Genomic DNA, 13,192 nt, shown 5'->3' with positions numbered 1-13,192 from the left:
ACCGGTCAGAGCCGCAAGTCCGTCATGTCGTCGCTGATCTCGTCTTCGCCGATGGTCTGGCGGATCTTGGCCAGGTGGGCCTGTTCGCTCCAAAGCTCGAACTTGTTGCCCATGCCCAGCAGAACCGCCTTTTTCTCGATCCCCGCCGCGGCGCGTTGGCTGGCAGGCAGCAAGATGCGCACTGCACTGTCCGGCTCCACTTCAGCGGCTGCGCCGACCAGCTTCATCTGCAATGCGCGATGCACCGCCTTGACGCTGGGCAACGCATTCACCTGGTCGCGCACCCGCTCCCACTCCGCATGCGGAAACAGCCAGAGGCTGCCCTGCTCGAAAGGGTTGTAGGTGATCACCAGCCGATTGGCGCAAGCGCTCGTGACCAGCTCCCGATACGCAGTCGGGATGGCCAGCCGGCCCTTGTCATCGACGGTGATGGCGGTTTCGCCCTGGAACACGACCCATGAACTCCCACGAAATCCCACGATTTCACACAGGAATCCACGATAGTCTCAGCCCCTGAGACTGTCAAGGGATTTTTGCTTGTGAATCAATGAGAAAGGCAACAGTGTGGCCATATTTCCAGCGATTTCGAGGAACCTCTCCGAGGTGCTTGATCGCTGTGGTTTTTTTGTTCAGACACACCTGGCAAATGCCTACTCGATCACATCCTGGGCGAGGGCTCTTCTGAACCACCCGTTCATCCCAAAAACCCACTCGACCACCACGCACATCCTTACGAACCGGATGGCGAGGCGTCGATGGGAAAAGAGGCGGAGTCGGCCTGTAAGCCGGGTTCTGTACGCCTTGCGGCGCGACAGTCATTCCTCTCGGCCAGACGTCACCGTCTGGCTCCAGCAACCTACCCGGGAACAACGCGGGCCGCGTTATCGTTCCCCTATTCGGTCTTGCTCCGGGTGGGGTTTACCGTGCCACGCGACGTTGTCCCCGCGCGCGGTGCGCTCTTACCGCACCGTTTCACCCTTACCTGTGCCCGACATTCCGAAGAAATGCCCGGCCATCGGCGGTTTGCTTTCTGTTGCACTGGCCGTCAGCTCGCGCTGCCCAGGCGTTACCTGGCACCCTGCCCTATGGAGCCCGGACTTTCCTCGATGCGCTTGCGCGCGACGCGACTGTCCGGCCGACTCCGCCACGCATTGTAACCGTTCGGCCATCAGGCAGTCATGGCAAAAAAGCGGCAATCGCCGCTAAATTCAGCGAAATCGACATTATTGGGAAGGATTCCGTCGTCATGCGCCACGCATTCGTCATGGTCGGCCTAATGATTTTCGTTGCATCCAGCGTCGGCATCGCACATGCCGACGACGATCAGGGACCCTTCGTGGGCATGCTTGGCAAATCCCCGATCGTGCTGCGCCTCTATACGAACGACAGCAAGAAAGTCGGACGCTATTTCTATCGCGCCAAGGGCATCGATATCGGCTTGATTGCCAGCGGCAAGAATGGGGAATACATCGAGTGTCCGCTCGGCGGCGGCAACAACGAACCGGACGTCTGCAATAAACCGACGGGTTATTGGACGCTTTCGATTCAAGGCGACAACGCGAACGGAACGTGGCGCAAAACGCTGCAAGCAACCGATGCGCTAACGGTGACGCTAGCGCGTGAATGCAACGGTTGCGCGAAAGCGAGCGATCCTTCCGATGCTATCGAAAAAGCGTATGCGCAACTGCGCGCAGAAGGCCCTACGCAAATGTTGCCGAAACAAGCGTCATCCGACGATGGCGCAGTAACGTGGCAATTCATGCAGGAAAAACGCAGTGGCGCAACGATTCCGCAATTGGTGAAAGCATCAGCTAGCGACGGCATGCGCAAGATCAACGACGATCTCAAGCATCAATTCGCTCAGGACATCGATGCTGCACTGTCGTCCAAACCTGATGGCGAAGCATCATGCAGTTACAGCATTCCGTTCGCCGACGTGCGCATCTTCGTTGTCGACAGCACATGCGAATGGGATACACCCGGTGCCGCACACCCGAGCAGCAGCTGGGAAACTGTGACGTACGATCTCGCCACCGGCAATCCGATCGATTGGACGCAATGGCTGCGTTTTCCCGATGCCTCGACCGATCATTTCGACTTCACTACCGGCAAGGATATCGTGTCGCTGGCATTGCGCCATGAAGCATCCAAGCGCAATGACGGCGATTGTGCACAAACCGTGTTCGAGAGCTACAGCTGCGACGGCAACACCTGCTCCAACTACGGTCACGACGGCAATTGGAAAGACGCCATCAGCTTTTCACCGCGCAAGAACGGCCTGTTCGTTGCATTCAACAATTATCCGGAAGTGGCGCGCAGTTGCCGTGGCGAAGGTTTTACATTGCCGTGGGATGCGGTGCACGCGTTGCAAACGAAACCGCATGCGTGGCCGTAAACGCTCGCTTTGCAGAGCGATTAGCCTTCGTAAAGCGCCTTGCGCGGCGCGCCAGTGATGGCAGCGGCCAGTTTGGCGGCCTTCGCCGCCGGCAACTCTTGCCGCAATATCGTAAACACGCGACGGCCCTCGGCGAGCTGATCATCTTCGTGCTCGCCTCGACCGGCGACGAGAATGACGAACTCGCCGCGCTGCTGATTCGGATCGGACGTCACGCGCTCGACCAGCTCGGCAAGCGGCTCTCCCAGGACTGTCTCGAACATCTTGGTGAGTTCGCGTGCAACAACGCCCGGTCTCTCGCCACCGAACACGTCGCGCATATCCGTGAGGCTTTCCACCACGCGATGCGACGATTCGTAGAAAATCAGCGTACGCGCATCGCCCGCAAGTTCCTGCAAGCGCGAGCGGCGTGCGGCGGATTTGGGCGGCAAAAAACCTTCGAATACGAAGCGGTCGCTCGGCAGACCGGCCACCGACAGCGCAGCAATCGCCGCACACGCCCCCGGCACCGGCGCACAGCGAATACCCGCCTCACGCGCCGCCCGCACCAGCCGGAAACCCGGATCGCTGACCAGCGGCGTCCCGGCATCGGAAATCAACGCGACCGATTCCCCGTCCTGCAAACGCCTGACGATCGCTGCGACCGCTTCACGCTCGTTGTGTTCATGTAACGCAATCAAGGGCGTGGAAATGTTGAGCTGAAGCATCAGCGGGCGGCTGTGCCGGGTGTCCTCCGCGGCGATGACCGAAACGTTACGCAGTGTCTCGATGGCGCGCGCGGAGATGTCGTCGCGATGGCCAATCGGCGTGGCCACGACCCACAGGCAACCGGTCTGATGTGCTGTCATTTTGGGAATCCGTCCGCCACGGCGCGTCGATGTGATCGGCTATGATCGCGCAATCGCCACCCCTGTCGAGAAGAATCGAGGAATTTTCATGCGCCTGTGTCGGCTTGCAGCATCGGGATTGCTGATTTCACTGGTACTGAGCGCCTGCGTGCCGTCCCTCGTGCCGCGCTCGCCCGCTGAAATTGCTGCGGCTCAAAACGCAGCCGATCTGGCCAACCAGGGACAGTTCGACCGCGCCGCGCAGGCGTACGTGATGCTTGCCCAGCAAAACCCTGGCCGCTCCGACCACTACAACCTGCTCGCGGCCGAAGCCTATCGTCAGGAAAACGCGCTGGATCGCGCGGGGCCGATTGTCGCGGGCATCCAGCGCAAGGAATTGACCGACGACGAACCCCTGCGCCTGGATCTGTTGCGCGCGGAAATCGCATTGCATCAAAACAATCCAGCCGCTGCATTGCAGCTGACAACGCAGCCGGATCTCAGCGTGCCGCCGAACCTGCGTCCTCGCCTGTTGACGTTGCGTGCCGACGCACTGGCAGGCACCAGCGATTTTTGGGGTGCTGCGCAAACACGCGTCGAACTCGACCACCAATTGCAGGGCCTCGATCGCACGCAGAATCGCGATGCAGCCATTTCGTTGCTCGCTCGACTTGGTGTCACCGCACTTAAAGCGCGTGCTGCAGCGATGCAGGCGGGCGATCCGATGTTCCCGTGGGTCAGTGAAGCACTGGGACGCCTGGGTGTGACAGTCGCCGCTCCGCAACCCAGTCTGGAACAGCCCGTCGGCACACTGGTTCCCGGTAGCAATGCGAGCGTGCGCGAGGGTTACAAAATGCCCGCGCAGATTGCGTTGTTGCTGCCCAACAACGATGGCCTGGTTTCGATCTCCGCCGCGATTCGCGAAGGCTTTTTCGCCGCGTATTTCCAGTCATCCGATACACACGCACCGCGCGCGATGGTGCGTGTGTACGACAGTGGCGGCAATGCAGCCAGCGCGATCAAGGCCTATAACCAGGCTGTGACCGATGGCGCTCAGCTGGTTGTCGGTCCGCTGACACGGCCGGAAGTATTGGGCGTGCTGAGCCAGCCATCGCTGCCGGTCCCGGTGCTCGCGCTCAATCGTTCGGACAACAAGACCGTTCCCGCCGGCAATGCGAGCCAATTCGCGTTGCTGCCGGAAGACGAAGGCGCGCAGGTAGCCGATCATATGATCGACCGCGGCATTCACACCGCGTACGTGGTGACGTCGAACGACGACTTTGCAAAGCGTTCCGCCGTCGCCTTCAAAACGGAGTGGCAGGCTAAGGGTGGGCAATTGGCGGGCAACGCGCAAATCGCCTCCGGCAACGTCAACTATGGCGACGCCATCAACGGCTTGAATGCAGGCAACGCGGGAAGCGATGCAGGTATCTTCATCAGCATGCGCGTCGATCAGGCACGCTTGTTGTTGCCGCAGTTGCGTGTGGCGCGTATCAATCTGCCGGTTTTTGCCACGTCGCATATTTATGGCGGCAGCGACAACGCGATCGCCGACCGTGACCTGGAAGGCGTGGAATTCTGCGACGCGCCGTGGTTGTTCGACGCGCAAACAGGCCTTCCGAGTTATCAGGAAGTCTCGGCGCAATTGCCTGCCGCGCGCGGTGCCACGGCACAGCTGTTTGCGTTCGGCATGGATGCATGGAATCTGGTGCCCTATGTCGACTGGCTGCGCAATCATCCAGGCAGTTATCTGCCCGGCGCGACGGGCCAGCTGGCGGGCGATACGTTCGGCCATATCAATCGCGTGCTGACGTGGTTGAAGTTCCAGGATGGCGTGGCGCGCCCGATGAATGGCACGTTGCAAATGGACAATGCACCTGGCGGCCCCGCGCCAGCGGGCACCGCACCGGCACCCGCCTCCGCACCGCCAGTGCAACCCGCACAACCTGCAAACGGCTGATGCGCGCGGCAGGTGCCGCGTTCGAGGAGCGCGCGTGCAAGGAACTGGAACGGGCCGGACTCAACGTGCTGGCTCGCAACTACACCACGCGTTACGGCGAGCTTGATCTGGTGATGCGCCACGGCGATGTCGTGGTGTTCGTCGAAGTACGTCATCGACTGCGCGCCGGACACGGTGATGCGCTCGCTTCCATCACTGCAACGAAGCAGGCGCGCCTGGTTCAAACGGCACAACTCTGGCTCGCCGCGCATCCAAAGCACGCACATCGCGCCTGCCGCTTCGATGTCGTCAGTTACGACGGACCGGCTGACCACGCAACCATGAACTGGCTGCAAGGCGCTTTTGACGCTTCCTGACGCACGAAGAACGCCATGGTGGGATACTTCCACGCATGAAACTACCCGATTCCCTGGTCGACACACTGCATGCCGTTTTCGGTAAAGAGGGTTGCTCCACGAATGAAGCGAAGCGGCTGGCATACGCCTACGACAACTCGCGCCGCAACGCGCTGCCCGATGCGGTGGTGTTTGCGCAGGAACATCCGCAGATAGAAAGCCTGGTTCGCGTTTGCCGCGAGCATCGCGTACCCGTCGTCGCGCGTGGGCGCGGCACGAACACCACAGGCGCTACCGTCCCGGTAGACGGTGGTGTGGTAGTGAGTTTCGAACGGATGAATCGTATCGTGCGGATCGATCCGGAAAACCGGTACGCGATTGTCGAACCTGGCGTATTGAACGGTGACTTGCAAATCGCGCTCAGACCGCACGGTTTTTTCTGGCCGCCAGATCCAACGTCTTCACCATGGTGCAGCATCGGCGGCAATCTCGCATGCAACTCCGCGGGTCCACGCACGGTGAAATATGGCAGCCCGCGCGAAAACACGCTCGGATTGCGCGCCGTGGCGGGTACGGGAGAAGGATTTCGCTGCGGCACGTATACAAGCAAAGGCGCAACCGGCTACGACCTCACGCGCCTGCTGATCGGCTCAGAGGGCACGCTGGCGCTGATCACAGAAGCCACGCTCAAACTCACGCCCAAGCCGACCGGTTTGCGCACGCTGCGCGCAACGTACCGCGATGTAAGCAGTGCAGCGCATGCCGTTGCGCGCATCATGGCGCAGCCTGTAACGCCATGCGCGCTGGAATTTATCGATGACGTAGCGCTCAAGCTCGCTCGCGACCATGGCGGCGACAGCGTGCCGGTTGCAGGGGCGATGCTGATGATCGAGGTCGATGGTGAGCCTGAAACCTTGCCGTCGGCCGTCGAAGCCGTTTCCCGCGCTGCGCGCGGCGATGGACTGGACGAACTGCGCGTTGCACAAACGGCGGAAGAAACACAGGCGTTATGGTCGGCGCGCAAAGCGCTGTCGCCTGCGCAGCGCACGATATCGCCGAACAAGATTAACGAAGACGTTGTTGTGCCGGTGAGTCGCTTGCCCGAACTGGTCGACGGCATTCGTTTGCTGTCGAAAAAGCACGACGTGTTGATCGTGACATTCGGTCATGCCGGCAATGGCAACCTTCATGTCAATCTTCTCCCTCGCGACGAGGCCGAACGCGAACGTGCGCACGTCTGTCTCGCTGAGGTTTTTGCGTTAGTGATTTCACTGCACGGCACGTTGTCCGGCGAACACGGCATCGGCCTGGTAAAGCGCGAATTCATGCCGCTCGCGTTGCAGCCAAGCACGCTCAACCTCATGCATAACGTGAAAGCGGCATTCGATCCGGATGGCATCCTCAATCCGGGCAAGCTCTTGCCGTGAGCCGTCGCAATTCGCTGGCACCTTTGCTCGCGGAGATTCGCGCGTGCCGTTTGTGCGCGCCCTACTTACCCGACGGGCCGCGTCCCGTTGTACAGGCATCGACGTCATCACGCTTGTTGATCGTAGGCCAGGCGCCCGGCCGCAAAGTGCATGCGAGCGGCATTCCGTTCGACGACGTCAGCGGCGATCGCCTGCGCGGCTGGCTCGCTATCGATCGCACGACGTTTTACGACGCCGAACGCGTCGCCATCGTAGGCATGGGTTTCTGTTTTCCCGGCAGCAGCCGAGGCGCCGATTTACCGCCGCGACCCGAGTGCGCGCCGACGTGGCATCCGCGTCTGCTGCCGCGACTCAAGCAGGTGCAGCTGACGCTAGCCATCGGCCAGTACGCGCAAGCCGGGCTGCTTCGCGAACGTCGCGGACGCTCGCTCACCGACACCGTACAAGCGTGGCGCACGCATCTCGCAAACGGCGTGTTGCCACTTCCGCATCCCAGTCCGCGCAATCAGGCATGGCTCAAACGCAATCCGTGGTTCGAGCAGGAACTGCTACCCGTCTTGCGCGACGAGGTCGCTCAAGTGCTGCGCTGAGAAAAGATCAGATGCAAGCCGAAGAGCATGAACACGGCGCCCGCGCAGCCATCGATCCAGCGTCGAATGCGCAGATAGCCGCGGCGCATCACCGGCAACGCGAAACACACCGCGACGAACGAAAACCACAGCAGCGTTTCGATCACCACCATCGTCCATAGGCCCCAGCGCGCCGCGGGACTGACGCCTGCACCGACAAAACCCGAGAAGATGCTGGCGAAATAGATCACCGCCTTGGGATTGGCGAGATTGGTGAACAGTCCGCGCGTCAACGAACGCCACGCGCCCGTCGTGGTCTGCACCGCCTGCGATTCCGCCGCGCCGTTATCCGGCTTGGCGAAACCGGCGCGCAACATCTGCACGCCCATCCAGCACAGATAAAGGCCACCGCCGATGGCGATCAAACGCTGCAACCAGATCAGCTTCTGCAACAGCAATTGCAGACCGAGCAGCGCCAGCGCAGCCCACACCGCCACACCTAGTGCGATGCCGACGACGCCCGCCATTGCTTCGTAACGAGAACGACTGATGGCAGTCTGCGAGACGAAAAAGAAATCCGGCCCTGGGATGGCCAAGGCGATGATCTGGATGATCGCGATCGTGATGAACAGGCTCATGGGGAGGCACTCCGGGGGATGCGCCGACAGTTTAACGGCAGACCCGGCACAAGACATCGCGCCGCGTTGCGCCTTGCCCGCCGGGCACGCCTTCCTCTACGCTGCCAGCGCTTTGTGGCCCAGGGATTTTCCCCGGCCTTTTTCAGGGGGAAAGACCATGCCGGAGATGTGCCCATGAGCCTTAAGCTGCGACTCATTGCGATGAACTTTCTCCAGTTCTTCGTGTGGGGGGCCTGGCTGATCACCATCGGCGCGTACTGGTTCCAGAATCGCCATTGGTCAGGCACGCAGTTCGGCGCCATCTTCTCGACGATGGGCATCGCCTCGCTCTTCATGCCTTCGATCACCGGCGTGATTGCGGACAAATGGATTCGCGCCGAACGCCTGTATGGCTGTCTGCATCTGTTGGGTGCGGTCGTGCTGTGCATCGTGCCGGCGATCAACGATCCGGGCACGCTGTTCTGGGTAATGCTGCTCAACATGATGTGCTACATGCCCACCATCGCGCTGGCGATTACGGTGGCGTACAACGCATTGAAACAGGATGGCGTGGACGTGGTGCGTGTGTATCCGCCGATCCGCGTGTGGGGCACGGTGGGCTTTATCGTCGCGATGTGGACTGTCAGTCTCCTGCATCTGGAAACGACGACCGGTCAGTTCTACGTAGCCGCTGGTGCGGCGTTGGTGCTGGGCCTGTACGCCTTTACGTTGCCCGCTTGTCCTCCGCGCCTGCGTGGGATTTCGCAAGATCGTTTGGCGGATATATCGCGTATGTCAGGCATCCCGTTTACGGGCGGCAGAATTGCCACCTTCTTTGTTATGGTCATGTCTGGCCCAGCACTGCATCTTCTTAAGCAGCGCAAGATGACCATCTTCTTCGTATTTGCCATGCTGCTTGGTGCCGCCTTGCAATTGACCAATGCTTACGGCGATACGTTCCTGCACGATTTCTCACGTGTCGACACCTACAAAGATCTGATCGCGGTGCGCTATCCCGCGATCATCATGTCGATTTCGCAGGTGTCCGAAACGTTATTCATCCTGGCGATCCCGTTCTTCCTCAAACGCTTCGGTATCAAGGCCGTGATGCTGATCAGCATGGTGGCGTGGACGCTGCGCTTCGGTTTGTTCGCCTTCGGCAATCCCGGCGATGGTCTGTGGATGATCGTGCTGTCGTGCATCGTCTATGGCATGGCCTTCGACTTCTTCAATATCTCCGGCTCGCTGTTTGTGGAAGGCGAAAGCGACCCGGCGATTCGCGCCAGCGCGCAAGGCCTGTTCATGCTGATGACCAATGGCGTGGGCGCGGTGCTCGGCAGCTCGCTCAGCGGCTTGATCATCGATCGCTATTTCACACGCCCCGACCACAGCCTGGAATGGCACGGTATCTGGATGACGTTTGCGGCGTATTCTCTAATCGTCGCGGTGCTCTTCATGGTGCTGTTTCAGCACAAACACCGCCCCGAAGCGCTGGCAGATTTACCCGTTCACTGAACGTTTTCCGGGGCTTTTCGTGTGGCGGGGAACCCATCCCGCCGCACCGGCTACAATAGCCGGATGCAAATCGGCCCTTACCGCATTGACCCGCCGGTGGTGCTGGCCCCCATGGCCGGCGTCACCGACAAGCCTTTCCGGTTGCTCTGCAAACGGCTGGGGGCGGGCCTTGCTGTGTCCGAAATGACGACGGCCGATCCGCGCCTGTGGCGGACGCGCAAGTCGCTCAAGCGCATGGATCACAAGGGCGAGCCCGAGCCGGTCAGCGTGCAGATCGCGGGCTACGATCCGACGATGCTCGCCGAAGCAGCACGCTTTAACGTCGCGAACGGTGCGCAGATCATCGATATCAATATGGGCTGCCCCGCCAAGAAGGTGTGCAACGTGTGGTCGGGCTCTGCGCTGTTGCAGGACGAACCGCTCGTCGCACGCATTGTGAAAGCGGTCGTGGATGCGGTGGATGTACCGGTGACGCTGAAAATCCGCACGGGATGGGATCGTCAGCACAAGAACGCATTGACCATTGCGCGTATCGCTGAAGACAACGGCATCGCGGCACTCGCCGTGCATGGCCGCACGCGCGCCGACAAATACGAGGGCGAAGCGGAATACGACACCATTGCAGCGGTGAAATCGGCGGTGCGCATTCCGGTGTTGGCGAACGGCGATATCACCACGCCGCAACAAGCGAAACACGTACTCGATGTGACTGGCGCGGACGCCGTGATGATCGGTCGCGGCGCGCAGGGCCGCCCGTGGATCTTCCGCGAGATATCACACTACCTCGCCACCGGACAGTTGCTGCATCAGCCGTCGCCCTCCGACATTTCGACCATTCTGCTCGGCCATCTCGAACACCTTTACGCGTTTTACGGCGAACAGGCTGGCGTGCGAATCGCACGCAAGCATCTGGGCTGGTACGCGAAAGATCGGCCGGAAAACATTGCGTTTCGTGATGTCGTCAATCGCGCCGAGAGCGCCAGCGACCAGTTGCGCCTGACCCGCGATTATTTCGATGTATTGCAGGACAACTGCAGTCTTGCCGCCTGACCGGCGCAAACCTTTGCGGAGCGATTGCAGGCATCATCGGATTTTCGTGCTTGCGTATGTACCGATGATCTTTCCACCTCACCGATCCCCGCTATCGTTGTTTTTACGCGCCGCATTGCTGGCAATGGTGGTGGTGCTTGGTGGTTGCAGAGCCACGCTTTTCGCGGGACTCAACACCACCGATCGACACGCCGGCATCGAAACAACATCCGGCATCGTGTTCGATACACAGCATCAGCTCAAACTCGATGTCTATCGCCCGGCCAACGCCGAGCACGCACCCGTCGTGGTCTTTTTCTACGGTGGAAGCTGGACGCACGGCGAACGTGCGTGGTATCGCTTCGTCGGCACCACACTCGCATCGCACGGCGTGATCGCCGTTATTCCCGACTATCGCAAATACCCGCAAGTGAAAATGGATGGCTTCATGCAGGACGCCGCGAGAGCTGTCGCATGGACGCATCAGCACGCGCAGGAATTTGGCGGTGCGCCGAACGATATTTTCGTAATGGGTCACTCCGCGGGTGGCCAGATCGGCGCGCTACTGATGACCGATCCATCGTGGCTTGCACCGTACGACTTACATCCGACAGATTTCGCCGGCTTCATCGGACTGGCCGGCTGCTACGACTTCATGCCAATTCCGGCCGACGAGAAAGACATGCTCGGCATGTTCGGCCATGACGAAGCATCGCAGGCGCGCGCGCAGCCTGTGCGCTTCGTGAGCGGAAACGAACCGCCGATGTTGCTGCTGCAAGGCACGGCCGACAAAGAAGTCGACCCGTCAAACGCCATGTCGCTGACACATGTACTGCAAGCGCACCACGTGCCGGTGACGCTGAAGCTTTATCCGGGCGTCGGTCACATCGCCATGGTCTTTGCATTCTCTCGCCCCTTGAAGAATGACGCTCCTACGCTTGAAGACACTTTGCAATTCATTCGAACGCACAAGTCTGCAGGCGCCGTCACTGCACATTAGTGCCCAATATCTCGCGGATAGGACGCACATCGGCGGACAGAAGAAAATCGCCCCGCTGAACGGGAATAATCACGCCTATGACCGGGCTAAGCGATTTTCCATCCCAGTGCCAAAACCCAACGTACCAGTTGTCATTGCTGCGCCACCCAAGGCCACCGTGGCCGATCCGGCCCAACATCAATTCGCCATGCATTCGCGCCGGAAACCAGACGCTACCGTCGGCAAAATTTGTATAGCCCACTACCGTCGCACCAAACGTTGGTAGCTCAACCTGCGTCCTCTCATCCGGCGCTGCCTTAAGCATGGCATCGAAACTCTTTTGTTCCTCGGCGGATAGAGGCGAATTCAATATCTCGACAACACGGCTCCTGCTATACCGCCTGGCGTAAGCGTCAGCCAATGCGGTCAGCGCATCGCAATCCTTGCTGGAGCTATCGCAGTAAGCGATGGGTTTGGACAGCCTGTAGTCGTAGCGCACCAACAATCGACTTTGCGCACCCCAATCGCTTCCAGTCAAAAGCTGCACGCTAATGTCTGATGAAGTGAGCTTGACGCTGTCCGAGATCGCATAGAGCTGTCCCTGGAAGCCTGCAAATACACCAGTCGCCGTCCAGCAATTTTGGTCGAGGATTTCTGGTGTCTTGATCGGGGCGATAGCTTGCCGCTGCCATGTAAACAGCGACCAGCTTACGCATTCGAGTGTTCCGCCAACCTGGTAGAGGCCTCCAAATTTTGCCGAAGGCAGCAATGCCAGCGTCACCCGATCGTCGTTCGATGCGGACGGCAACGATCCGATGACTTCCGAAAGGCCGGCCTGATTTTCAACGGGAATATATTTGCCTACCTCACCTACGGTGTAAGCATGCTCCTCGGGCATATCGAATACCGACCCATCTCCACCCAGCGCCTTCCAACCGATTTTGTAGTCGTAATCGCCTGGCGCAGCGGACGTCGAAAGCTTCAGCGCGACAGCCTTGAGCAGTGGCGAAGTTTGGTCCGCAGTGACAAACAGATGGTTGAGAAAATCGATACGTTGCTGATAGAAGCGTTCAATGCCCTTCGTGTTCTCCTGCCGGACACTTTCGTGGTCAAAGTAAAGCGAGGCCATCTCGTTGCGTTCGGCCAGCCAATTGCGCTGATCGCGCATCAGCCTGTCCTGGTTGCTGCCGGCGCGATGAAGTGCCTGCGTATAGGCCGCCATCATCTGACCATCCAATGAGGAAAGAGCGGGATCGTCGCAGATGGTGTGTTCGGCTGAGTTAGCCGCCTGCTTGCAATCGAAGCCCGCCGCACAAGCCATGAGCGGCGAACACAACAGCATCCCTGCGACAAAACGCCTGATCCACATCGTCGAGCTTCCCCTGAGTCGTGATGTCTTCAGTTTCGCATCCCTTGCCGCCGCGATCGGGTCGCCAGAATGACCGCCTGGAGACACATTGAGGGCAGCGCATCCGACCCCAACTAGTTGAATCGCCACGGGGGCATCTTGCAGGCTTTATGCACGGATTGACCCCGCTG

12 protein-coding genes and 1 other RNA gene are annotated in these 13,192 nt (G+C 60.0%); 8 read left to right on the top strand and 5 right to left on the bottom strand.

Going from position 1 to position 13,192, the window contains the following annotated elements:
* Positions 1 to 5 precede the first annotated feature (5 nt).
* Together mraZ and rnpB are read right to left on the bottom strand one after the other, a co-directional pair.
* A complete protein-coding gene (gene mraZ / locus EKH79_RS14435) occupies positions 6 to 452 on the bottom strand; it encodes a division/cell wall cluster transcriptional repressor MraZ (RefSeq protein ID WP_126674542.1) in 447 nt (148 codons plus the stop codon).
* Between the two features lie 313 nt (positions 453 to 765).
* Positions 766 to 1,143: RNase P RNA component class A (gene rnpB / locus EKH79_RS14430), an RNA gene on the bottom strand.
* 103 nt (positions 1,144 to 1,246) lie between these two features.
* Here rnpB and EKH79_RS14425 point away from each other — a divergent pair.
* Positions 1,247 to 2,395 (top strand): hypothetical protein, encoded by a 1,149-nt coding sequence (locus EKH79_RS14425; RefSeq protein ID WP_126674541.1) that lies wholly within the window; start codon positions 1,247 to 1,249, stop codon positions 2,393 to 2,395.
* A 20-nt stretch (positions 2,396 to 2,415) separates the two neighbouring features.
* On the opposite strand, the gene rsmI is transcribed toward EKH79_RS14425, so the two are convergent.
* The gene (gene rsmI, locus EKH79_RS14420) at positions 2,416 to 3,243 is read right to left on the bottom strand and encodes a 16S rRNA (cytidine(1402)-2'-O)-methyltransferase (protein WP_126674540.1); all 828 of its coding nucleotides are present in this window, start codon (positions 3,241 to 3,243) and stop codon (positions 2,416 to 2,418) included.
* Positions 3,244 to 3,331: 88 nt separating this feature from the next.
* Here rsmI and EKH79_RS14415 point away from each other — a divergent pair, with 88 nt between their 5' ends.
* From EKH79_RS14415 to EKH79_RS14400, 4 genes are read left to right on the top strand one after another with little or no spacing between them, the layout of a single operon-like run.
* Complete coding sequence (locus EKH79_RS14415; RefSeq protein ID WP_126674539.1) at positions 3,332 to 5,182, top strand: penicillin-binding protein activator; 1,851 nt, start codon at positions 3,332 to 3,334, stop codon at positions 5,180 to 5,182.
* Complete coding sequence (locus tag EKH79_RS14410) at positions 5,182 to 5,538, top strand: YraN family protein (RefSeq protein WP_126674538.1); 357 nt, start codon at positions 5,182 to 5,184, stop codon at positions 5,536 to 5,538. The genes EKH79_RS14415 and EKH79_RS14410 overlap by 1 nt, the downstream gene beginning before the upstream one ends.
* A 35-nt stretch (positions 5,539 to 5,573) precedes the next feature.
* The gene (locus EKH79_RS14405; RefSeq protein ID WP_126674537.1) at positions 5,574 to 6,944 is read left to right on the top strand and encodes an FAD-binding oxidoreductase; all 1,371 of its coding nucleotides are present in this window, start codon (positions 5,574 to 5,576) and stop codon (positions 6,942 to 6,944) included.
* Complete coding sequence (locus tag EKH79_RS14400; protein WP_233590333.1) at positions 6,941 to 7,534, top strand: uracil-DNA glycosylase family protein; 594 nt, start codon at positions 6,941 to 6,943, stop codon at positions 7,532 to 7,534. Before EKH79_RS14405 ends, EKH79_RS14400 begins: the two co-directional genes overlap by 4 nt.
* Here the strand turns inward: EKH79_RS14400 and EKH79_RS14395 are convergent.
* The gene (locus EKH79_RS14395) at positions 7,519 to 8,151 is read right to left on the bottom strand and encodes a homoserine/threonine efflux transporter (protein WP_126674536.1); all 633 of its coding nucleotides are present in this window, start codon (positions 8,149 to 8,151) and stop codon (positions 7,519 to 7,521) included. The genes EKH79_RS14400 and EKH79_RS14395 overlap by 16 nt on opposite strands.
* A 174-nt stretch (positions 8,152 to 8,325) precedes the next feature.
* Between EKH79_RS14395 and EKH79_RS14390 the strand changes: the two genes are divergently transcribed.
* The 3 genes from EKH79_RS14390 to EKH79_RS14380 all read left to right on the top strand — a co-directional run bounded on the left by EKH79_RS14390 (position 8,326) and on the right by EKH79_RS14380 (position 11,674).
* The gene (locus EKH79_RS14390) at positions 8,326 to 9,645 is read left to right on the top strand and encodes a nucleoside permease (protein ID WP_126674535.1); all 1,320 of its coding nucleotides are present in this window, start codon (positions 8,326 to 8,328) and stop codon (positions 9,643 to 9,645) included.
* Positions 9,646 to 9,708: 63 nt separating this feature from the next.
* Complete coding sequence (gene dusB / locus EKH79_RS14385; protein ID WP_126674534.1) at positions 9,709 to 10,695, top strand: tRNA dihydrouridine synthase DusB; 987 nt, start codon at positions 9,709 to 9,711, stop codon at positions 10,693 to 10,695.
* Positions 10,696 to 10,792: 97 nt separating this feature from the next.
* Entirely contained in the window at positions 10,793 to 11,674 is an 882-nt protein-coding gene (locus EKH79_RS14380; protein WP_233590332.1) for an alpha/beta hydrolase, read from the top strand.
* Here the strand turns inward: EKH79_RS14380 and EKH79_RS14375 are convergent.
* Positions 11,661 to 13,151 (bottom strand): lysozyme inhibitor LprI family protein, encoded by a 1,491-nt coding sequence (locus tag EKH79_RS14375; RefSeq protein ID WP_126674533.1) that lies wholly within the window; start codon positions 13,149 to 13,151, stop codon positions 11,661 to 11,663. The two genes, EKH79_RS14380 and EKH79_RS14375, sit on opposite strands and share 14 nt — an antisense overlap.
* Positions 13,152 to 13,192 lie beyond the last annotated feature (41 nt).

The sequence above is a fragment of the Dyella dinghuensis genome, from assembly GCF_003977615.1.
Lineage (GTDB): Bacteria > Pseudomonadota > Gammaproteobacteria > Xanthomonadales > Rhodanobacteraceae > Dyella_B > Dyella_B dinghuensis.
The sequence above is the reverse complement of the archived record's forward strand: the minus strand, read 5'-3'. Positions and strand labels throughout refer to the sequence as shown.

Coding starts and splice junctions, on each gene's coding strand:
- EKH79_RS14415 (WP_126674539.1), top strand. CDS start 3,332: ATGCGCCTGTGTCGGCTTGCAGCATCGGGATTGCTGATTTCACTGGTA.
- EKH79_RS14405 (WP_126674537.1), top strand. CDS start 5,574: ATGAAACTACCCGATTCCCTGGTCGACACACTGCATGCCGTTTTCGGT.
- dusB (WP_126674534.1), top strand. CDS start 9,709: ATGCAAATCGGCCCTTACCGCATTGACCCGCCGGTGGTGCTGGCCCCC.
- EKH79_RS14395 (WP_126674536.1), bottom strand. CDS start 8,151: ATGAGCCTGTTCATCACGATCGCGATCATCCAGATCATCGCCTTGGCC.
- EKH79_RS14425 (WP_126674541.1), top strand. CDS start 1,247: ATGCGCCACGCATTCGTCATGGTCGGCCTAATGATTTTCGTTGCATCC.
- EKH79_RS14390 (WP_126674535.1), top strand. CDS start 8,326: ATGAGCCTTAAGCTGCGACTCATTGCGATGAACTTTCTCCAGTTCTTC.
- rsmI (WP_126674540.1), bottom strand. CDS start 3,243: ATGACAGCACATCAGACCGGTTGCCTGTGGGTCGTGGCCACGCCGATT.
- EKH79_RS14410 (WP_126674538.1), top strand. CDS start 5,182: ATGCGCGCGGCAGGTGCCGCGTTCGAGGAGCGCGCGTGCAAGGAACTG.